Source organism: Rhodococcus sp. 5A-K4 (assembly GCF_046097995.1).
GTDB lineage: Bacteria > Actinomycetota > Actinomycetes > Mycobacteriales > Mycobacteriaceae > Rhodococcus_F > Rhodococcus_F erythropolis.
Map to the genome: position 1 here is coordinate 47,340 of NZ_JBJURM010000008.1, position 19,980 is coordinate 67,319.

The window sequence follows — 19,980 nt, forward strand, 5'->3', positions numbered from 1 at the left end:
CTGGTCGGCATGCGCAGAGTTGCTTTGATGGCCGTCGTCCTCGCGACGTGTTGTGCGTGCGGCGCCGGGCCGTCGCTTCGGCCCGCCGTCGCGGTCGAAGGCCGCACCGACGGCAGCCCTGCCCAGAGCGAGGTACCGTCACCCGATGCGCCGCCGGTTGACCCCGGCGTCCCGACCGACGACATACCGTGGCGAGACTGCACCGGCACGTCACTCGCCGACCAGGCTCTCGCAGCGTCGAGCGCCGGCGTCATCCTCGAATGCGCGGAATTCAGTGCCCCCATCGACGTGACCGGCGCCATCGACGGCAACTTCACTGCCGGCTTGACCCGCGCTCGGACATCCTCGACGCCTGCCAACGCGTATCCGATCGTGTTCACGTCCGGCACCGACCGTTCGTCGGGAAACTCTCTGGCCATGCTCGCTACGTCCGGCTTGACGACGGTGCTCGCGGACCACCCCGTCGTTGCCCTGGATCGACGCGGAATCGACAGGTCCACCGCAATCGACTGCATGACGCCGGAGATTCGGCGCGGCCTTCACGATCTGGGCCAGTTCGACGCAGACTCCACCGGCGACGCCGCCGACGCGGTCGCCGCTCTCGGTCACGATGCAACCATCGCCTGTACCGACTATCTCGATCCTCAAGAACTGAAGTTCGGCGCGGACTCCGCTGCCGAGGACATCGACGCTCTACGTACGCGGTGGGGCGTCGAGACCATCGCTCTGTGGTCGGCAGGGTCCGGCTCTGACATCGCGCTGAGCTACGCGGCAGCCCACCCCGACAACCTCGCGAGGTTGATCCTCGATTCTCCCGCTCCGGTGGCCACCGACGCTGCCACCGAGGCGGAGAGCCGCGTGCAGGGCGAGGAAGCGGCGTTGACCGCATTCGCTCAGCGATGTGTGGCGCTGGGGTGCTCTCTCGGACCTGATCCGAAGAAAGCGGTCACGGACTTGATGGAGCGCGCTCGGGCCGATGAATTCCAGCCGCTGTCCGCCGCTGCGGTGTCGAACGCGATTTCGGCGAGCCTGTGGACTGCCGGAACCAACCGTGAGCAAGAGACCCGCTCGCTCTCAGACGCTCTGTCCGCGCTCGGTACCGGCAACGCTTCGCCGATTCGAGAGCGCGCCGCCCGGGCAGAGAACGAGGTGGACGGTGACGGCCAGTTCATCGGACGATGCACCGACGGCATGCAGTGGCCGGGGATCGGGCGCGTCCGCGAACTGGCGGACACCTGGGGCACCAACTATCCGGTATTCGGTCGAGAAGCCGCGCTCGGTTTGCTCGCATGCGCCAGCTGGCCGTCAACCGCCAACTCTCCCCTGCCGAATCAGTTGAAGCCCGCCGTCCTCGTGCTGAGCGGTCAGGGCGACCCGGCCGTCGGGAACTCCGGACTCTCGACCGTCACCGGCGTCGTGACCAACGCGGGGTCGCGCTTCGCAACCCTGGACTGGCAGGGTGCGGGTCACCCCGCGGCACAATCCACCTGCGCGCAGCAGGCGATGAGGGCATACCTCACCGACGCCTCCCTGCCCAGCAACGGAAGCGTGTGCCCGGCCTGACTCGGGCGCTTGTCCACCACGACCGAAAAGGGGTGCATCCCCCGATCACACCCTGCTCCGGTGTACCGTGCCGAAGTGTTCCTTCGACAGCTCGAGCCGCGTACCGGGCGGACAACCCAACAAGTCGTCAACTTCGTTTTGTGGCCGATCGCCGTGATGACCGTGCTCAATCGTGTCATCGTCACAGCAGTCAACGGCGCCATCACCGATGACTTCCGACCGGTCTACAACGCCGCGCTGGCGTTCTGGAACGGGCGCGACGTCTACACCGCAGATTTCAACTCCGTAGACCCCCATTATCTGTACCCACCATCGGGTTCCTTGTTGATGGCACCCCTGGCGATCCTCGATCCCGAGCGCTCGCGGTGGCTGTTCATCGGTGTCAATGCCGTCGCCATTCTCGTGGCTCTCTACCTGCTGTTGCGCTTGTTCGACCTGACGATCAGTTCCATCGCGGCGCCGATTCTGGTGCTCGGTGCTTTCATGTCGGAGACGGTCACCAACACGTTGGTGTTCACCAACATCAACGGCCTCGTACTGCTCGGCGAAGTTGCCTTCCTCCTGCTGCTGATGCGCAAGAAGGATCTGTGGGCCGGCGCCGCGATCGGTCTCACCATCGCAGTGAAACCCACTCTCGCGCCACTGCTCCTGCTGCCGCTCGTTCGCGGTCAGTGGAAGGTGCTCGTCACCGCCCTGGGCATCCCGTTCATTCTCACGGTCGTGGCATGGCCGCTTGCGTCGGATCCGATGGACTTCGTCCGCCGCACCGTGCCGTACCTGCTCGAATCTCGTGACTACTTCAACAGTTCGATTGTCGGAAACGGCGCTTACTTCGGTCTGCCCGAATGGTTGATCCTGCTGTTGCGCGTCGTGTTGGCCGCCATGGTCGTCGTCTCTCTGTGGCTTCTGTACCGCTATTACCGCAACGACGAACTCTTCTTCCTCACCACCGCGACCGGTGTGATCATGACCGCGTCGTTCCTGCTGCCATCGCTCGGCCAGATGTACTACTCGATGATGCTGTTGCCGCTGTTGATGTCCGTGGTGCTCAAGAACTCGGTCATGCGGAACTGGCCGGCGTGGCTCGCCGTCTACGGCTTCATGACGTTCGACAGCTGGTGGTCGAACCGCTGGCCGACCTTCGGCCGGGCAGCCGAATACACCAAGAGCACCCTCGGCTGGAGCCTTCTGCTGATCGTGATCTTCTGTGTCCTCGGATACCGGTATCTGGTCGCGCGTCGCGAGGGCCGCTTGGATCGCGGAATCGATCCCGCCTACCTCCTCGATCCCCCACTCGATACCGTCTCACCTGCCGACGAAGCCGAAACGGCGACAAAGCATTAGCGTGGAGGCATGAGTTCTTCACACGATGGCATCGACAGCACACCTGAGGTCACGTACACCGAGAGCGAGTGGCGCGAAAAGCTGACGCCGGAGGAGTTCGCCGTCCTGCGCCAAGCCGGCACCGAACGCCCCTTCGTCGGCGAGTACACCGACACCACCACGGAAGGCGTTTACTCCTGCCGTGCGTGCGGAGCCGAACTGTTCCGCAGCACCGAGAAGTTCGAATCGCACTGCGGGTGGCCGTCCTTCTTCGATCCGGCGGATTCGGATGCCGTGATCCTGAAGGAAGACAGCTCACTCGGGATGCGCCGTGTCGAGGTCATCTGCAAGAAGTGCCACAGCCACCTCGGTCACGTCTTCGAGGGCGAGGGATACCCGACGCCGACCGATCAGCGGTACTGCATCAACTCGATCTCGCTGGTTCTCAAGCCCGCTCAGTAGCCAGGTCGTGGGCTACCCCGAGTCACTGGTAGCCCACGATTCGAGACTTCAACTCAGAAGTCCCAGTTCAGCGCAGTCGGGCTCAGACCAGCCGCGTTCAGGTCCTCGTTTCGAGCGACAAGACCGTCCTTGACTGACCCGATCCCACCACCGATCGCGCCGGACGTGATGTCCGTCAACGAGGCATCGCCGCCCGTGACTTCCTTCGTCACGATCGCAGCGGACGCTCCCGATACCGCATCGTCGAAAGCCCCCCGCGCGATCTGCTGCAATCTCGAACCGGTCGGGAGCGGGTTCGGGTCAGGGCCGACACGATCCGGCGTCGTCTTCAACCCTCCGTTCGCAAGTCCCTTGATGAAACCGTCGCGCCCCTCGGTCACGACCTTGCCACCGTCGATCGACTGGCGATGATCCATCGTCATCTGCCCGAGTTGAATGGCGAGGCCGGAAAAGACGGCAGCGGCAGCTTCCACTGCTGCAGCCTCGATCACTCGTATCAACAATTGCTGCAACAGCATTCGGACCGTGAGTGTTGTTGCCACCTCAGCCGCCACGATTCCGGCGGTACTCGCACCCAGTGTCGGGACAGCCGCCGCCACCATGGCGGCAATCTCGAGCGCCAGTGCGCCCAGCGCCGCGAGGATCGACAGTTTGGTGTACTCGATGTCCGTGCCGGTATCGGTGCATGACTGACCCAGTTCGGCCGCGGCAGAGGACAACCGCTCGAAGACCTCCGCAACTCCCCCGGCCTCCGACCAATACCGAGACAACGAGTCGCCGGCTCGACCGTCGATCGATGCCAGTACAGTTTGCAATCCGTAACCACCGGCAGCGGCCGAAGCCTCGATCCGATCAGCCGCGCCTGACCAGGCATCACCCAACCTCCACAGTGCCGTTTCGTCTCCTTGCGGCCAGTCACTGCCCACCGCGACCGACGCAACCGCCTGTAACCAGCCCGGAATCTCGAGTCCCATCAGAGCCCACCCGCCATGTCGTCGGCAAGCGAGGTGTCGATCGATTCGAAACGATCGGTGATCTCGATCAGCGTGGCGGTCAATTCGCGGAGCGCGCCCGCGACCAGTGTCATCCCACCGACTGCTGACTCCGCACCGGGAACATACGCGTCCGAGAATGCGGTTCCGAACTGGTCAGCGCCCCAGCGCCCCTCTTCGGCGCCGGCCACTGTTTCCAGAGCACTCCGTGCCTCGTCGAGATCGGCAGCGACCACCTCGAATGCTGGTGCAGCACTTCCCATCGCGGCCACGTCCACGTCCAGTTCAGACATTGCCGGAGCTCCTCAGAACGGTGCGGTCCCAGTGCTCGTCGCCGCCGACCGGCACCGACGCCGGACGAGGCGCGAGAATCTCACGCAATCCGAGCACACCGGGAACGAGGTCAGGCAAATCGATCCTGGCCGCTTCGGTGAACGGCCTCGACATCTCGGCAACCTGTCGGCGCATGTCCTCCGCCGCAGATGTGGCCGTGGCCAGGATCAGATTTCCCAACGCTACCGGCGAATGCTTGCCGTAAGCGCTCCCGGAGAGGGTGACTCCCACGGTCGCCCCCGAAGCGTCTACGACGACTTCCACGCTGCCATCACTCGAGCGCGCGCTCGCCGTCGCTCGTGCGATCTTCTCCTGCATATCCGCCAGCGATCGCGTTCGCTCCAACAGATCAACCTGCATCGAATCGATCTGAGCCCGAAGAACTTCGACCTGTCCCCTCATCGAACCAACATCCGCCCCACTCACGATGGCCCCCACCTTCGATAGATCGTGACACCTGATTCAGGCGCTCACGAGGTTCGACGCGGGAGGTCGCCGATCGGTTCCGTCAGCGCGAACGAAGCACGGGCGGATCGAACGCCTTGACCAGCGGCAGAACCCCTTGGAATTTCTCGATCTGCACCAGAACGTGCTGGCCGGTGCACCCGTGCGAAAGCGAAGACGTGCCGACGTCTGGCGTCAGAACGTTGGGATTTCCGTGAACACACAGCGAATCGGGATCGGCAGGATCGAGCGGGTCGTACCACGCCCCGGTCGACAACTGGACGACGTCGCTCCGCAAATCCGAATCGACGATCACACCAGCCAGGCACGCCCCGCGATCGTTGAATACGCGCACCACGTCCCCAGCCGACACGCCGCGCGCGGCCGCTGCATCCGGGTGCATACGAATCGGCTCGCGTCCCTGAATCTTCGATGCCTGGCTCGCAGCGCCGTGATCGAGTTGGCTGTGCAGCCGCGTCTTGGGCTGGTTGGCGATCAAGTGAAGCGGGAATTGCGTGGCCCGTGGTCCACCCAGCCACTCGTCGGGCTCGTACCAGCGCGGATGGCCGGCGCAGTCGTCGTAGCCGAAAGACTCGATGGTCTCGGAGAAGATCTCGATCTTCCCACTCGGAGTCGAGAGCGGATACTTCTCGGGGTCCTCGCGGAAGTCACCGAAGAGCACGAGGTTGTCTTCGGTTCGCATCCGGTAGTGCCCGTCCGACCAGAAATCCTCGAACGTCGGTGTGTTGCCGCCGTCTGCATCGACGAACGGCCGCCATTGACCGTAGAGATGCTCGATCCACTCCTGTGAGGATCTCCCCTCGGTGAACTGCTCCCCGAATCCGAGCGCAGAAGCCAGAGCGGCAAACGTGTCGTAGTCGTCTCGCGAATTCGCGAAAGGTGGAACTACTTGCTGCATCGCGACCAGAAGTGGATCATTTCGTGTGCAGCTCAGGTCATTTCGTTCGAGCGACGTTGTCGACGGGACAACGATGTCGGCGTTGCGGGCCATCGGCGTCCAGTAGGGATCGTGAACGACGATCGTGTCCGGACACGCAAATGCCCGTCGCAGCCTCGGGAGATCCTGGTGGTGATGAAACGGATTGCCACCGGCCCAGTAGACCAACCGAATATCCGGATAGGTCAGGCGCCTGCCGTCGTAGTCGAACTCCTCGCCGGGCGAGAGCAAGAGATCGGAGATCGCGGCCACCGGAATGAAATCGGGCACCGGATTCACACCTTGTGAGAAGGTCGGCAACGGATACGGCACCGGAGCCAGACCCGGCTCGTTCATCGAACCGTAGCCGTGGCCGAAACCGCCACCCGCAAGCCCGAATTGGCCGAGCATCGCGGCGAGTGTCACGCCCATCCACGGTGCCTGCTCACCGTGTTTGATGCGTTGCAACGACCACGTGACGGTCACCAGCGTCCGGCCGGACGCCATTCTCCGAGCCAGGTCGGTGATGAACTCCGCCGGCACCCCGGAGATCTTCTGCGCCCAGCGCGGATCCTTCGGTACACCGTCGGCACGTCCGAGCAGGTAATCCTCGAAGCGTTCGTAGCCGACGCAGAAGCGGTTCAGGAAATCGCGATCGTGCAGGTCCTCCGACGCCAGGACAAACGCCAGGGCAAGCATGATTGCCACGTCGGTTCCCGGAACAGGTGCGATCCACTCGCAGTCGCCATCGACGTCGTCGCGCAACGGACTGAAGGAGACGATCTTTCCGCCGCGGGCACGAAATGCGTCGAGCGCCCCGCGCGTCGGATGATCGCTCGTACCACCGGCATTGACGCCGGTGTTCTTGATCGGTACTCCCCCGAACGAGACGAGAAGATCGGAGTGCTTGGCGATGACGTCCCACGACGTGGAGCGCGCGAACAACTTCCAGTGTGTTCCGACCACACGCGGCATGATGACACCGGTGGCACCGAGCGAGTAGCTGTGGACCGACTTGGTGTATCCACCCGGCTGATTCAGAAATCGGTGAACTTGGCTCTGCGCGTGATGGAATCGACCGGCGCTGGCCCAGCCGTACGAGCCGCCGAAGATCGCGTTGTTCCCGTGCGTGTCGACCACGCGACGCAACTCGCGGGAGAGGAGTTCGGTCAGTTCGTCCCACGAGACCGAGACGAACTCGTCCGCTCCACGTCGGTCGCTGGGACCAGGCCCGTTCTCGAGCCAACCGCGGCGCACCGCCGGGCCCGAAACGCGAGCCCGACTGCGCACCGAACCGGCGAGGTTCCCGAGCATCGGCGAGGGATTCGAATCACCCTCGTACGGATGCACGGCGGTCACCTCGCCGGCGACCGATTCGGCGGTGAACATTCCCCAATGGGACATGTGTTGACGACGCCGGTTCGGTGCAGTTGTCACAGAAACTACTTTCGAAGTAGATCAGGGTAGGGAAAGGACCAGCTTCTCGATGTCCACGCGCGGCCCGGTGAAGAACGGCACCTCTTCGCGAACGTGCAAGCGAGCTTCGGTGGCACGCAGATCGCGCATCAGATCGACGATACGGATGAGCTCAGGCGCTTCGAACGCGAGAATCCACTCGTAGTCCCCCAGAGCGAAGGCCGGGACCGTGTTGGCGCGAACGTCCTTGTACGAACGAGCAGCCATACCGTGATCGGCGAGCATCTTGCGACGCTCCTCGTCGGGGAGCAGGTACCACTCGTACGAGCGGACGAACGGGTAAACGCAGATGTAGTCGCCCGGATCCTCACCCGCGATGAACGAGGGCACGTGGCTCTTGTTGAACTCCGCGGGGCGGTGCACCGCCGAGTTGCTCCAGATGGGAGCACTGGCCTGTCCGAGGACGGTGGTGCGGCGGAAATCCGCGTAAGCGGCCTGCAGTTCCTCGATGCTGGCCGCGTGGGTCCAGATCATGAAGTCCGCGTCGGCGCGCAAGCCGGCGACGTCGTAGATGCCGCGAACCACGACGCCCTTGTCTTCGAGACCCTCGAAGAACAAGCGGGCGTCCTTGACCGCAGCTTCCCGATCATCGCCCAGCACACCGGGTTCCACCTGGAACACGGAGAACATGAGGTAACGGATTTCAGAGTTCAGTTTGTCGAAATCAAGGCGTGCCATGGGTCTATCGTGCCACTCGCTCGAATATCCGTGTAGCCGCCGTCGTGCCGACTGCGACACACGCCGGAACCCCGACGCCGTGCAGCCACGACCCGGCTACTTCGAGGCCGTCGAACGGCGTCATCCCGGACTCGATTTCAGCCACGATTTCCGTGTGACCTGGGGAGTACTGGGGAAGACCGCCGTGCCACCGCTGTACGAAGCTCGCTCCTGGCTCCTCGGTGATTCCGGTCACGGTCTCGAGATCGGCGCGCGCAAGTTCGATCAGTTCACCATCCGGCCGGTCGACGATCTCCGATGCGCCGAATCGACCGAACGACACCCGAACGAGATGCTCGCCGCGATCAGCGAGGTGCGTCCACTTTCGGCTCGACAGCGTGAACGCCTTGGCGGTCAGGTCGGCGTCGGTGGCAACCAGGATCCCCGAATTCTGCGGAAGGTCGACCTGACCGGGCAGGCGGAGCGCCACCACCGCGGACGACGCCAGTTCGATCCGCGACGCGATACGCGCAATATCCGCATCGACGCCGGCCAACAGCACCGCTGCGCGCGGCGCCGGAACAGCCAGAATCACCGCGTCGACGCTGCCGAGCGGATCGACGTTCCAACCTTTCCCGTCCCTGCGTAACCCGGAAGCCTCGCCGCGGACGAACGTCGCGTCGGCGGCCTGCCGCAGCGCATCGAGCAAGATGCCGTAACCGTCCCTGAGCGCTCCGAACACTGGTCCGGGTGTAGGTGTCGGCACTGCGGCTGCAACTGCGTCCGTGAGGCTCTGAGCGCCCGCATCGAGCGCAGCAGCGAGTGTCGGCAAAGCTGCACGCACTCCGATGGTCTCTGCTAGGCCCGAGTACACCCCGCCGAGAAGCGGATCCACCGATCGGCTGACCACCTGATCACCGAATCGCTGTGAAACCAGTTCGGCAACACTGCAATCGGAACCGCGGGTCCACTCGAACGGAGCGCCTGGTTCGGCAGCTATGCGCGACAGCGTCTGCTCGTCGACTAGATCTCTCACCGACTCGGACGATGCCGGGATTCCCATCAGGGTTCCGGCAGGAAGTCGATTCAGTGAGCCCTGGGACCAGATCAACGGGCTCAACCCCGCGGGGTAAACGATCTGTTCGGTCAGTCCCAGCTCGGCGAGAAGCGCAGGGACTTCGGGCCGACGGGCGATGAACGCCTCGGCGCCGATGTCGATCGGGCCACCACCCAGATCAATCGTTCGCAGCTTCCCGCCCAGTCGCGGAGAGTCGTCGACGACCGTGATGTCGGCAACGGAGCCCAGACTGCGCCGAAGCCGGTACGCGGCAACCAGACCGGAGATTCCGCCTCCGATCACCGCGACCGACGGCCGAGTGGTTGTCACAGCGAGTGCACCAGCTCCACCGCCGAGGTGATCGCCGTGGGATCGGTGTCGGGAAGAACTCCATGGCCGAGGTTGAAGATGTGGCCGATGGCACCGGCTTCGATCGCGCGGTCACCTTCAGCGGCGATCCGGCGCACCTCACGATCGATCACCTCGGGGCCCGCGAACAGTACGGCGGGATCGAGATTGCCTTGCAGCGCCTTGCCCGGACCGACACGACCGGCCGCGACGTCGAGCGGAATCCGCCAGTCGACACCCACGACGTCGGCACCTGCCTCCCCCATCGCGCCGAGAAGTTCACCGGTTCCGACACCGAAGTGGATACGCGGAACGCCGGCAGCGGCAACCTCGGCAAACACCCGTTCGGAATGCGGGAGAACAAATTCCCGGTAATCGGCCAGCGAGAGCGCGCCGGCCCACGAATCGAACAGCTGGACCGCGTCGACACCCGCCTTGAGCTGCGTCTGCAGGAAGCAGATCGTGGTGTCTGCCAGGCTTCCGAGCAAAGCGTGCCAGGTCTTCGGATCGGAGTGCATGAGCGCCTTGGTCTTCTCGTGGTTCCGGCTCGGACCACCCTCGACCAGATACGACGCCAAGGTGAACGGCGCTCCGGCAAAGCCGATCAGCGGAGTCGAGCCCAACTCGGTGGTGAGAAGTCGAACGGCCTGCGCGATCGCCCCGACCTCTTCGGGGACCAACCGCGGGAGGGCTGCGACGTCGGCGATGGAGCGAATCGGATTGGCAACCACCGGTCCGACGCCGGCAACGATGTCGAGATCGATTCCCGCAGCCTTGAGCGGAACAACGATGTCCGAGAACAGGATTGCCGCGTCTACATCGTGACGACGCACCGGCTGCATCGTGATCTCACAGACCAGCGCCGGATCGAAACACGACTCCAACATGCCGATCCCCGCGCGGATCTCGCGATACTCCGGCAACGAACGTCCGGCCTGGCGCATGAACCACACCGGCCGTCGACTCGGAGTGCGTCCGGTCGCCGCGGCGAGCAACGGTGCGTCGGGCAAAACTCGCCGAGCGCTGTATTCCGCCGACCCGGTCATGCCTGAATTCATGTTGTCCAACCCGCTCATCAGTCCTCGCGCTCTCCGCCAACGTGTGTCTTCGATCGACTCAATGCTGCCATGTCCCACACTCGGGATCGGACACCCGAGCGGTTCGTGAGCGGCCACACACCCGAACCACACTCGGTCGGCGCGCCTCCACCTACCCGCCCTTATCCCCGACTAACGTCCTGACCTGTGACGACATCCGGATCGACAGCCGACCCGGCCGAGTTCCGTGCCGCCGTGGAGGCGATGACCGCTGCGCGGGTTCGGCCCGAGATAGAGGTCGGTCCCATCCGCCCGCCGCAGCGTCTCGCTCCGTACAGCCACGCAGTGGGAGCCGAGGTTCTGCACCCGGACTCCGACGTCGTGGCCGAACAGTCCGAAGGCGACGCTTTCGGCCGCCTGATCCTGTTGTTCGATCCGGACGGCGACGAGGCATGGAACGGCACCATGCGGTTGGTGGCCTACATCCAGGCCGATCTCGACGAAGCCGTCGCCGCGGATCCACTACTTCCCGAAGTAGCCTGGAGTTGGCTGGTGGACGCACTCGAAGCCGGACCGGAACCTTTTGTGGCCCTGGGCGGTACGGTCACAGCCACAACTTCCGTGCGATACGGCGACATCGCGGGCCCGCCGCGAGCCCACCAACTCGAGTTACGTGCATCCTGGACTGCAACGTCATCGGACTTGGCTCACCATGTCGAGGCTTTCTGTGAAGTTCTCGCGTACGCGGCAGGACTTCCGCCTGCCGGGATAACCACGCTGTCGCGGCAGGGCGACTAACTCCACTACTCGTTTACGCATTCCCCCGGAAAAATACTAGAACCTGTTCTAAAATGAGTCATGCAACGTCTCAGCGGACTCGACGCGACCTTCCTCTACTTGGAAACACCGACCCAGCTATTGCACGTTTGTGGACTCGTACTGCTCGACCCCTCGACCATTCCGGGCGGTTACGACTACCGGAAGCTGCTTCGCGAGTTGGACTCGCGGATGGCCACGATGCCGACCTTCCGGCGCAAACTCAAAGATTCCCGCCTCAATCTCGACTACCCCGTGTGGGTCGACGATCACGATTTCGACATCGAGCGGCACTGCCACCGGACCGCGGTACCTGCTCCGGGCACACACGCGGAACTGGCAGAACTCGCCGGACACATCGCGAGCCAACCGCTGGATCGTTCCCGCCCACTATGGGAGATGTGGGTCATCGAGGGACTTGCCGACGGACAGATCGCCGTCATGTCGAAGATTCATCACAGCGCTGCCGACGGTGTCACCGGCGCGAACATCCTCGCTCAGCTGTGCAGCCTCGAACCGGATTCACCGGCGCTCGTGGATCCCACCGCACAGGGTGCGGGCGACGCGGGAACGCTGGACATCGCCATCGGCGGACTCATGGCCGTCATCGCCCGGCCCGCAAGAATTGCCCGTCTGGTCCCGGGCGGAATCGCCATGCTCCCCAAGTGGGTGACGCGTGCACGCAAGGGTGAAGCGATGCCTGCTCCCTTCACCGCGCCGCGGACCTCGTTCAACGGCGCGATCACCGGCCACCGCAACGTCGCCTTCAGCCAGCTCGATCTCGCGAAGGTCAAAGCCGTCAAAGATCGCCACGGCGTCAAGGTCAACGATGTGGTTCTCGCGCTGTGCGCGGGTGCTTTGCGGACCTACCTCGAGGACCGCGACGAACTGCCGGAGGACTCACTCGTCGCGATGGTCCCCGTATCGGTCCACGGTAAATCCGATCGGCCGGGCACAAACCAGATCTCGGGCATGTTCACGCAGCTGGGCACCCAGATCGGCGATCCGGTCGAGCGTCTGCACGCGATCAGCGATTACAACGCCACCTCGAAGAACCACAACGAGGCTCTGGGTGCGAACATGCTCCAGGACTGGTCCCAGTTCGCATCACCAGCGGTGTTCGGCGCCGCCATGCGGGTGTACTCGTCGCTCAAACTCGCCGAGCGTCACCCCGTCGTGTCCAACCTGGTCGTCTCGAACGTGCCCGGGCCGCCGGTCCCGCTCTACTTCCTCGGCGCCCAGATCAAGGGAATGTTCCCGCTCGGCCCGATCTTTCACGGGGCAGGACTCAACGTGACGGTGATGTCACTCGACGGAAAACTCGACGTCGGCATCGTCAGTTGCTCCGATCTGGCACCCGAATTGGACCAGCTCGCGCAAGGTTTCGGAGCCGCACTCGACGAACTGTTCGACGCTGAGGTGACAACCCCGGCCCCGACTGCGACGTAGAGTCAGTGACCATGTCCGAAGTCACCGATGATGCAACCGAGCCCACCTCCGACGTAGTTCCGCTGCTCGTTCCGCGTGACGGAGTTCCGGACGTCATCACCACTGCCGCCGGTGTCGCCGACGCCGCGGCCGCGCTGGCCTCCGGCCACGGCCCGCTCGCCGTGGACGCCGAGCGGGCATCCGGATTCCGTTATTCGGCACGGGCGTACCTGATCCAGCTCCGACGCGAAGGAGCGGGATCGTTCCTGCTCGACCCGATCCCGACAGCGCAGGACCTGCAGCCGTTGGCCGAGGCGATCAACCCGTTGCAATGGGTGCTGCACTCGGCCGATCAGGATCTCCCCGGCCTCGCCGAACTGGGCCTGACACCGGCCGAGCTGTTCGACACCGAACTGGCCGGTCGACTGGCCGGGTTCGAACGAGTCGGACTCGCCGCGATAGTGGAACGAACCCTTCGGGTGGAACTTCGCAAAGGTCACGGGGCCGCGGACTGGTCGACACGTCCGCTGCCGGACGCCTGGTTGAACTACGCCGCCCTCGACGTCGAAGTGCTTCTCGAACTGCGCGACGCCATGGAAGCCGAACTCGAATCCCAGGGCAAGCTCGAGTGGGCGAAGGAGGAGTTCGAGTACATCCGTCTGGCCGGCCCGCCCAAGCCCAAGCCCGACCGTTGGCGTCGTACATCGCACATCACCTCGCTCAAGACCACTCGGCAGTTGGCGGCAGTACGGGCGCTGTGGCAGGCGCGTGAGGATCTCGCGCGCAAGCGCGACGTGTCGCCGAGCCGGGTTCTCCCTGACTCCGCCATCATCGACGCCGCTCTCAAAGATCCTCAGTCGCTGGATGCGCTCCGTTCGCTTCCCGTGTTCGGCGGACCACGTCAACGCCGGTATTCGCGTGTGTGGATGGACGCGCTGGAAGCTGCGCGCAGGCTCCCGGACAGCGAGCTTCCGCCGAAGACCCCGCCGATCATCGGACCCCCTGCCGCCGGCCGGTGGGCTCGCCAGGACCCGGCGGCGGCCGATCGACTGACGGCGGCTCGGGCCGCACTGTCGGACCTGAGCAAGGAAGTGTCGGTGCCCGTGGAGAATCTGCTCCAACCCGACCTGGTCAGGCGCCTGTGCTGGGACTGGAAGTTGGAACCCGACTCCGACATCACCGAAGTCGAGAGCGCAATCGAGACCAAGCTCACTTCCGGTGGCGCACGTGGCTGGCAACGCACTTTGACGGTTCCCGTCCTCGCCGAGGCACTGAACTCCGTGGTCCCGGCCGAGCCCGAAGTAGAAGAGCCTGAATCCTGACCTGACCCCGGTGTGAGGTTGGAGCAATTCGGCACGTTAAGTTACCGGTCAGTAATGGGCAGTAGTACGCTCGATACGAGGCCGGACGCCTGGCCGTGATCGCCGAACCAACGTCTCACCGCACTTCGGAGTGGTGGGCAGCTCCATCAGGAGGAATTCGCGTGGCTCCATCCACAAACAACCAACGCAACGTCGTCTTCGTCGACGGCATTCGCACCCCGTTCGGCAAGGCCGGCCCGAAAGGCATGTACGCCGACACGCGCGCAGACGATCTCGTCGTCAAGGCGATTCGTGAGCTGCTTCGCCGTAACCCGCAGCTCGATCCCGCACGGATCGACGAAGTGGCTGTCGCAGCCACCACGCAGACCGGTGACCAGGGCCTGACCATCGGCCGCACCGCTGCGATCCTCGCCGGTCTCCCCGAAACCGTTCCAGGATTCGCCATCGACCGCATGTGTGCCGGCGCGATGACCGCCGTCACCACCACCGCGTCGGGCATCGGCTTCGGCCAGTACGACGTCGTGATCGCCGGTGGCGTCGAGCACATGGGCCACCACCCGATGGGTGAGGGCGCAGACCCCAACCCGCGCTTCCTCGCCGACCGCCTGGTCGACCCGAGCGCCCTCGTGATGGGTAACACCGCCGAGAACCTGCACGACCGGTTCCCGACCATCACCAAGGACCGCACGGACGCCTACGCCGTCAACAGCCAGAACAAGTACGACGCTGCCAAGAAGGCCGGCTTCATCGCCGACACCCTGGTCCCCGTCGCCACCCGCAGTTCCGCGGGCTGGGGTCTGGCCACCGAAGACGAGCCACCGCGCCCCGGAACCACCGTCGAAGATCTCGCGAAGCTCAAGACGCCGTTCCGCCCGGCCGGACGCATCACCGCCGGTAACGCCGCCGGACTCAACGACGGCGCCACCGCAGCACTGCTCGCCGGTGAGGACACCGCAGCCGAGCTCGGCCTGCCGGTCGGCATGCGCATGGTGGGCTTCGCCTACCAGGGCGTCGACCCCGCCGTCATGGGTATCGGCCCGGTTCCCGCCACCGAGAAGCTCCTGGCACGCACCGGCCTGAAGATCGAGGACATCGGACTCTTCGAGATCAACGAGGCGTTCGCCGTTCAGGTCCTCGCGTTCCTCGAGCACTACGGAATCGCCGACGACGACCCGCGCGTCAACCAGTGGGGCGGCGCCATCGCGTGTGGCCACCCCCTCGCTTCCTCGGGCGTTCGCCTGATGACGCAGCTCTCCCGCCAGTTCGCGACGCGTCCCGACGTGCGCTACGGCTTGACCACCATGTGCATCGGCCTCGGCATGGGCGGCACCGTCATCTGGGAGAACCCGAACCACGCTGACTACCAGGCAGGGGTTAACTAAATGTCTGATATTGCAACAGCATTCGCCGACGAGGTCGTGACGAACGCCTACACGAAGATCATCTCGGTCCCCGGCATCGAGGGCCCGTTTGCACTGATCACCCTCGACAACGGCTTCGACCACACCAAGCCGTCGTCATTCGGTCCCGGCGGACTCGCAGCATTCGACGCCGCCCTCGACGAAGCCTTCGCAGCCAACCCGGTTGCCATCGCCGTCACCGGCAAGCCGTTCATCTTCGCCGCCGGCGCGGACCTCAAGGGTGTTCCCGCGATCACCTCTCGCGAGCAGGGACTCGAGCTGGGCCGCTTGGGTCACAAGGTGTTCCGACGCCTGCGTGAGTCGTCCGTTCCCACGTTCGCCTTCATCAACGGTGTCGCTCTGGGCGGCGGCCTCGAGGTCGGCCTGCACAGCCACTACCGCACGGTTGCCGCCAATGCGGGCGCACTGGGTCTTCCGGAAGCATTCCTCGGTCTGGTCCCCGGTTGGGGCGGAACGCAGTTGCTCCCCAACCTCGTCGGCCCGTCGAACGCCGTCACCGTGGTGATCGAGAACTCGCTGAACCAGAACAAGGTGCTCTCCCCCAAGAAGGCACTCGAACTCGGCGTCGTCGACGTCGTTCTCGATTCTGCCGACTTCATCGAGCAGTCCCTCGCCTGGGCGTCGCAGGTCCTCGCCGGCACAGTGACCCCCGCTCGCCCCGAGATCGATCGTGGCCAGGGCTGGGACGACGCGATCGCTCGTGCGAAGGCGATCGTCGACGGCAAGACCAAGGGCAACGCTCCCGGCGCCGTCAAGGCCGTCGAGCTGCTCGAACTGGCTCGCAGTACCGACATCACCGATGCCGCTTCGCTCGACAAGGGCTTCGCGGCCGAGGACGAGGCTCTTGCCGACCTCCTCCTGACCGACGAACTCCGTGCAGGTCTGTACGCCTTCGATCTGGTGAACAAGCGCGCCAAGCGCCCCGCCGGAGCACCCGACCGCTCGCTCGCCCGCAAGGTCAGCGGCGTCGGCATCGTCGGTGCCGGTCTCATGGCCAGCCAGCTCGCGCTGCTCTTCGTCCGCCAGCTCAAGGTGCCGGTCATCCTGACCGACATCGACCAGGAGCGCATCGACAAGGGTGTCGGCTACGTCCACACCGAAATCGACAAGCTCCTCGGCAAGGGGCGCCTGTCCCCCGACGCCGCGAACCGTCTCAAGGCCCTCGTCTCCGGCTCACTCGACAAGGCCGCGTTTGCCAAGACCGACTTCGTCATCGAAGCCGTCTTCGAGAACATGGACGTCAAGAAGAAGGTCTTCGCGGAACTCGAGCAGTTCATCGCTCCCGAAACCATCCTCGCGACCAACACCTCGTCGCTCTCCATCACGGAGATGGCGTCCGAGCTGAAGCATCCCGAGCGCGTGGTGGGCTTCCACTTCTTCAACCCGGTTGCCGTTCTCCCACTCCTCGAGATCATCAAGGGCAGCAAGACCGACGACGCTACGCTCGCAACGGCTTTCGCCACCGCGAAGTCACTGAAGAAGTCTGCTGTCCTGTGCGGCGACAAGGCCGGCTTCGTCTTCAACCGCCTCGTCACCCGCACCTTGGGTGAGGTCATGTCCGCCGTCGACGAAGGCACCCCCTTCGACGTCGCGGACAACGCCATCGCCGAACTCGGCATGCCCATGTCGCCGTTCACCTTGCTGGCCCTCGTCGGACCCGCAGTGGCTCTGCACACCGGTGAGACCCTGCAGGAGTCCTACCCGGACCGGTTCAAGAGCTCACCTGGACTCGAAGCACTCGTCGAGGCTCGCAAGCCCGGCGTGTGGACCTGGGGCGAGAACGGTCAGGCCGTCGATCCCGAGGTCGCCGCACTGTGGCCGCAGGGTGACAAGGTGTCCACTTCGGAAGAGGTCCTCGAGCGCACACGTCGTGCGTTTGCCGAGGAAATTCAGATCATGCTCGACGAGGGCGTCGTAGCGGCAGCCGAGGACATCGACCTCTGCCTGCTGCTCGGCGGCGGGTTCGGATTCTGGAACGGCGGCATCACGCCGTACCTGGACCGGACCGGTACCTCCGAGGCTGTCAACGGCAAGCGCTTCCTCGCGCCTGGTGTTGCCAGCGTCTGAGTCAGTCGATCGACCCGTCACGGACGGCGTGCCTTCGGGTACGCCGTCCGTGGCGTTTGCGCAGGTTCAGAATAGTTTTCCCACATCGTCTTTCACGATATTCTCGAGCGCACGCTCCGCGACGGCGGCGATAGTCATCGACGGATTGCACGCAGCGGAGTTGCCCGGCAGCAGAGCGCCGTCGAGCACGTACAACCCCCGCTGGCCCAGAACCCGACCATCAAGATCGCACACCGAGTTCATGCAGGCACCGCCGAGGGGATGCCAGGTGGACGGCAGTAACGCGTTGGTGTCGGTGAGCAGTCCTCCTGCCGCGATCTGCTGGGCCGCAGGTCCGATGTGGCCTTGCTGGATCGCAGAGTCGCCATCCCTCGGCCAACGGAGCACCGCCTCGCCTCGCGCTGAGTCGTACACGAACCGACCTCGGTCGCTGCTGACCCCGAATCCGACCATCACCGTGCTGTGAGCGTCGAACGCCACCGGCGGGAACGACGCCTGAATGACGGTGAACGCGTTATGCGGGTCGTCCCAGTTCCGGCTGCCGTAGACGACCGGCCCGCCCTGCGTCGCGCCGAAATTCTCCGCGAGATCCGACCAGATGTAGATCCGGTCGGCATTGGTCCCCCACCCCGCGCCGAGTTCGTCGGGCAAATCCGTGATCCGCCCCGTTGCCGCGGCGCGGACCAGGAGTTTGGTGGTGTTCATGCTGCCGGCAGCCATCACGAGCGCATCCGTCGTCAAAATCTTGTTCTCGAGAATGTTGCCGGAAATGTCGGTCCGGTCCACGTACACACGCCACCGTCCGTCGGCCGCCCGCTCGACATCGGTGACCTGGTGCAGAGTCTCCACATTCACCAATCCGGTCGCTTCCGCTGCCGCAATGTAGGTGACATCCACCGAATGTTTGCCCCCGTTGTTGACACCGAGCGCGCCGTCACCGTTGGTGTACGACGGCTTCATCTCACCCCGCAGTTCGGCCAACGCGTAGTTCCAGTCGATCGGCATCGGAATCTTCGACACGGGTAGACCGGAACGCGTTGCGTTACGCGCGAATACACGTGCCGCCTCGTAGTTCGGGCTGGAAATCAGTTCGTCGGGTGCAGTTTCCACTTGCAACATCCGCGCCACCCGCGGGTAATGGACGCGGTCCATTCGTGCGTAATCGAGCTCCTCCGGAAAGTGCGTGTTGAAGACCGCTTCTTCCGGTTGCAGCGTCATCCCTTGGTACACAAGCGATCCGCCGCCCACCCCGGCTGCGCAGATCGCGGTCATGTTCTCACCGGTCACCGTCTCCAACAAACCCGCGTATGGCTCGAAGATCGCCGGCCTGCCGAACAGAGTCGGGTTGGACTGATGCCAGAGGATACGCTTGTCCGGACTGGCGGGATGCGGAAAAGTTTCGGCATTCGGCCCGGTCTGCCACCGAATCCCTCTCTCCAGCAGGGTGACCGGAACCCCGGCCTCGGCCAAGCGAAGTGCCGTCACCCCTCCGCCGAACCCCGAACCGATAACCACGACACGGTGCACTTCACGTGTCAGCGGAATCCCTGTTGCAGCCTTGGCAGTGCGTGGCGCCATCATCGCGACTCCCACGGCGGCCGTACCGGCCAAGAACGATCTACGTTTCACTCCGGACATGACTGGTGCTCCCTCGAAGAATGTCGCCAGAGAATTCCGGGCACGCCAAAACTAGACACTCTGACGCTCGAGTGTCAAGGTTTTGGCGGAGCAGGCGAGGAACTACGAGGTCGACCGGATTGCGGGCCCGAGCCACCTCGAGAGAAAGGCCCGCAAGGAGTCATCGGAATGGACGAGGTCACTGTCGAATGCAACAACCGAAAGCCCCAGTCGCACGGCAATTTCCACTATCTCATCCAACTCCGCCTCCGTGGCGAGGCCACGTTCGACCATAGGGGCGAGCATCTGACCAGCGAAAGGTATTGCTCGACTCATCATTTCGAGATCGAAGACAGGGTTTCCCCGCTCGGCGAGGAGCAGAGTCGCGAGCACCGGGTGAGCACGCACGGCAGTTCGCGCGGCAACGATGAATTCGACGACGTAGTCGCACGCCGTGTCGACCGACTCCACCTGTGCCGTGATCTCCCCGAGAACCTCGACAGCGAGACCGCCCATCGCCTGGGAGACGACCTCTTCACGTGTACCGAAAATCGAGTACACCGTCTGGCGCGAGACACCGGCCGCGGTGGCAACTGCGGCAATGTTCACAGCCTCGAATCCGCCACCTTCGATCAGTCCGAGGGCGGCGCCGAGAATCTTCTGCTGAGATCGCACGAGGA

17 protein-coding genes are annotated in these 19,980 nt (G+C 64.4%); 8 read left to right on the forward strand and 9 right to left on the reverse strand.

Features of this window, described 5'->3' with window-relative positions; all coding sequences use genetic code 11:
- Positions 1–9 precede the first annotated feature (9 nt).
- From ACKAMS_RS12920 to msrB, 3 genes are read left to right on the forward strand one after another with little or no spacing between them, the layout of a single operon-like run.
- The gene (locus ACKAMS_RS12920; RefSeq protein WP_080910846.1) at positions 10–1,563 is read left to right on the forward strand and encodes an alpha/beta hydrolase; all 1,554 of its coding nucleotides are present in this window, start codon (positions 10–12) and stop codon (positions 1,561–1,563) included.
- 60 nt (positions 1,564–1,623) lie between these two features.
- Entirely contained in the window at positions 1,624–2,907 is a 1,284-nt protein-coding gene (locus ACKAMS_RS12925; RefSeq protein ID WP_019748274.1) for a glycosyltransferase family 87 protein, read from the forward strand.
- 9 nt (positions 2,908–2,916) lie between these two features.
- Entirely contained in the window at positions 2,917–3,348 is a 432-nt protein-coding gene (gene msrB / locus ACKAMS_RS12930; protein ID WP_003942631.1) for a peptide-methionine (R)-S-oxide reductase MsrB, read from the forward strand.
- Positions 3,349–3,401: 53 nt separating this feature from the next.
- Here the strand turns inward: msrB and ACKAMS_RS12935 are convergent, their stop codons facing one another.
- The 7 genes from ACKAMS_RS12935 to hemE form a co-directional block, all read right to left on the reverse strand.
- The gene (locus ACKAMS_RS12935) at positions 3,402–4,322 is read right to left on the reverse strand and encodes a hypothetical protein (RefSeq protein WP_019748273.1); all 921 of its coding nucleotides are present in this window, start codon (positions 4,320–4,322) and stop codon (positions 3,402–3,404) included.
- Complete coding sequence (locus ACKAMS_RS12940; protein WP_080910843.1) at positions 4,322–4,633, reverse strand: hypothetical protein; 312 nt, start codon at positions 4,631–4,633, stop codon at positions 4,322–4,324. Before ACKAMS_RS12940 ends, ACKAMS_RS12935 begins: the two co-directional genes overlap by 1 nt.
- Positions 4,626–5,099, reverse strand: coding sequence for a YbaB/EbfC family nucleoid-associated protein (locus ACKAMS_RS12945; protein ID WP_232816759.1), 474 nt, complete (start codon positions 5,097–5,099; stop codon positions 4,626–4,628). Before ACKAMS_RS12945 ends, ACKAMS_RS12940 begins: the two co-directional genes overlap by 8 nt.
- A gap of 82 nt (positions 5,100–5,181) precedes the next feature.
- Entirely contained in the window at positions 5,182–7,458 is a 2,277-nt protein-coding gene (locus ACKAMS_RS12950) for a molybdopterin-dependent oxidoreductase (RefSeq protein ID WP_408989141.1), read from the reverse strand.
- Positions 7,459–7,512: 54 nt separating this feature from the next.
- A complete protein-coding gene (gene hemQ / locus ACKAMS_RS12955) occupies positions 7,513–8,208 on the reverse strand; it encodes a hydrogen peroxide-dependent heme synthase (RefSeq protein WP_019748269.1) in 696 nt (231 codons plus the stop codon).
- Positions 8,209–8,212: 4 nt separating this feature from the next.
- The gene (locus ACKAMS_RS12960) at positions 8,213–9,574 is read right to left on the reverse strand and encodes a protoporphyrinogen oxidase (RefSeq protein WP_408989111.1); all 1,362 of its coding nucleotides are present in this window, start codon (positions 9,572–9,574) and stop codon (positions 8,213–8,215) included.
- Positions 9,571–10,668 (reverse strand): uroporphyrinogen decarboxylase, encoded by a 1,098-nt coding sequence (hemE, locus tag ACKAMS_RS12965; RefSeq protein WP_021334677.1) that lies wholly within the window; start codon positions 10,666–10,668, stop codon positions 9,571–9,573. The genes ACKAMS_RS12960 and hemE overlap by 4 nt, the downstream gene beginning before the upstream one ends.
- Before the next feature lie 168 nt (positions 10,669–10,836).
- Here hemE and ACKAMS_RS12970 point away from each other — a divergent pair, with 168 nt between their 5' ends.
- From ACKAMS_RS12970 to ACKAMS_RS12990, 5 genes are all read left to right on the forward strand, one after another.
- Positions 10,837–11,427: a DUF3000 domain-containing protein gene (locus tag ACKAMS_RS12970; protein WP_408989112.1), complete on the forward strand. Its 591-nt coding sequence runs from the start codon at positions 10,837–10,839 to the stop codon at positions 11,425–11,427.
- Between the two features lie 60 nt (positions 11,428–11,487).
- Positions 11,488–12,894 carry a wax ester/triacylglycerol synthase family O-acyltransferase gene (locus ACKAMS_RS12975; protein ID WP_019748265.1) on the forward strand — a complete coding sequence of 469 codons (1,407 nt, stop codon included), beginning with the start codon at positions 11,488–11,490 and terminating at the stop codon, positions 12,892–12,894.
- Positions 12,895–12,905: 11 nt separating this feature from the next.
- Positions 12,906–14,195 carry a ribonuclease D gene (locus ACKAMS_RS12980; RefSeq protein WP_069147238.1) on the forward strand — a complete coding sequence of 430 codons (1,290 nt, stop codon included), beginning with the start codon at positions 12,906–12,908 and terminating at the stop codon, positions 14,193–14,195.
- A 161-nt stretch (positions 14,196–14,356) separates the two neighbouring features.
- A complete protein-coding gene (locus ACKAMS_RS12985) occupies positions 14,357–15,577 on the forward strand; it encodes a thiolase family protein (RefSeq protein WP_003942598.1) in 1,221 nt (406 codons plus the stop codon).
- A complete protein-coding gene (locus tag ACKAMS_RS12990) occupies positions 15,578–17,683 on the forward strand; it encodes a 3-hydroxyacyl-CoA dehydrogenase NAD-binding domain-containing protein (RefSeq protein ID WP_408989113.1) in 2,106 nt (701 codons plus the stop codon).
- Between the two features lie 66 nt (positions 17,684–17,749).
- Here ACKAMS_RS12990 and ACKAMS_RS12995 read toward each other — a convergent pair whose 3' ends face one another.
- Both ACKAMS_RS12995 and ACKAMS_RS13000 read right to left on the reverse strand, forming a co-directional pair.
- Positions 17,750–19,321: a GMC oxidoreductase gene (locus ACKAMS_RS12995; RefSeq protein ID WP_195791955.1), complete on the reverse strand. Its 1,572-nt coding sequence runs from the start codon at positions 19,319–19,321 to the stop codon at positions 17,750–17,752.
- A gap of 102 nt (positions 19,322–19,423) precedes the next feature.
- Positions 19,424–19,975, reverse strand: coding sequence for a TetR/AcrR family transcriptional regulator (locus ACKAMS_RS13000; protein ID WP_029255269.1), 552 nt, complete (start codon positions 19,973–19,975; stop codon positions 19,424–19,426).
- Positions 19,976–19,980: the final 5 nt, after the last annotated feature.

Excerpts from the sequence above, each read along its gene's own strand:
- hemE (WP_021334677.1), bottom strand. The coding sequence starts at position 10,668 with ATGAGCGGGTTGGACAACATGAATTCAGGCATGACCGGGTCGGCGGAA.
- ACKAMS_RS12935 (WP_019748273.1), bottom strand. The coding sequence starts at position 4,322 with ATGGGACTCGAGATTCCGGGCTGGTTACAGGCGGTTGCGTCGGTCGCG.
- hemQ (WP_019748269.1), bottom strand. The coding sequence starts at position 8,208 with ATGGCACGCCTTGATTTCGACAAACTGAACTCTGAAATCCGTTACCTC.
- ACKAMS_RS12990 (WP_408989113.1), top strand. The coding sequence starts at position 15,578 with ATGTCTGATATTGCAACAGCATTCGCCGACGAGGTCGTGACGAACGCC.
- msrB (WP_003942631.1), top strand. The coding sequence starts at position 2,917 with ATGAGTTCTTCACACGATGGCATCGACAGCACACCTGAGGTCACGTAC.
- ACKAMS_RS12920 (WP_080910846.1), top strand. The coding sequence starts at position 10 with ATGCGCAGAGTTGCTTTGATGGCCGTCGTCCTCGCGACGTGTTGTGCG.
- ACKAMS_RS12950 (WP_408989141.1), bottom strand. The coding sequence starts at position 7,458 with ATGTCCCATTGGGGAATGTTCACCGCCGAATCGGTCGCCGGCGAGGTG.
- ACKAMS_RS12940 (WP_080910843.1), bottom strand. The coding sequence starts at position 4,633 with ATGTCTGAACTGGACGTGGACGTGGCCGCGATGGGAAGTGCTGCACCA.
- ACKAMS_RS12995 (WP_195791955.1), bottom strand. The coding sequence starts at position 19,321 with ATGTCCGGAGTGAAACGTAGATCGTTCTTGGCCGGTACGGCCGCCGTG.
- ACKAMS_RS12980 (WP_069147238.1), top strand. The coding sequence starts at position 12,906 with ATGTCCGAAGTCACCGATGATGCAACCGAGCCCACCTCCGACGTAGTT.
- ACKAMS_RS12975 (WP_019748265.1), top strand. The coding sequence starts at position 11,488 with ATGCAACGTCTCAGCGGACTCGACGCGACCTTCCTCTACTTGGAAACA.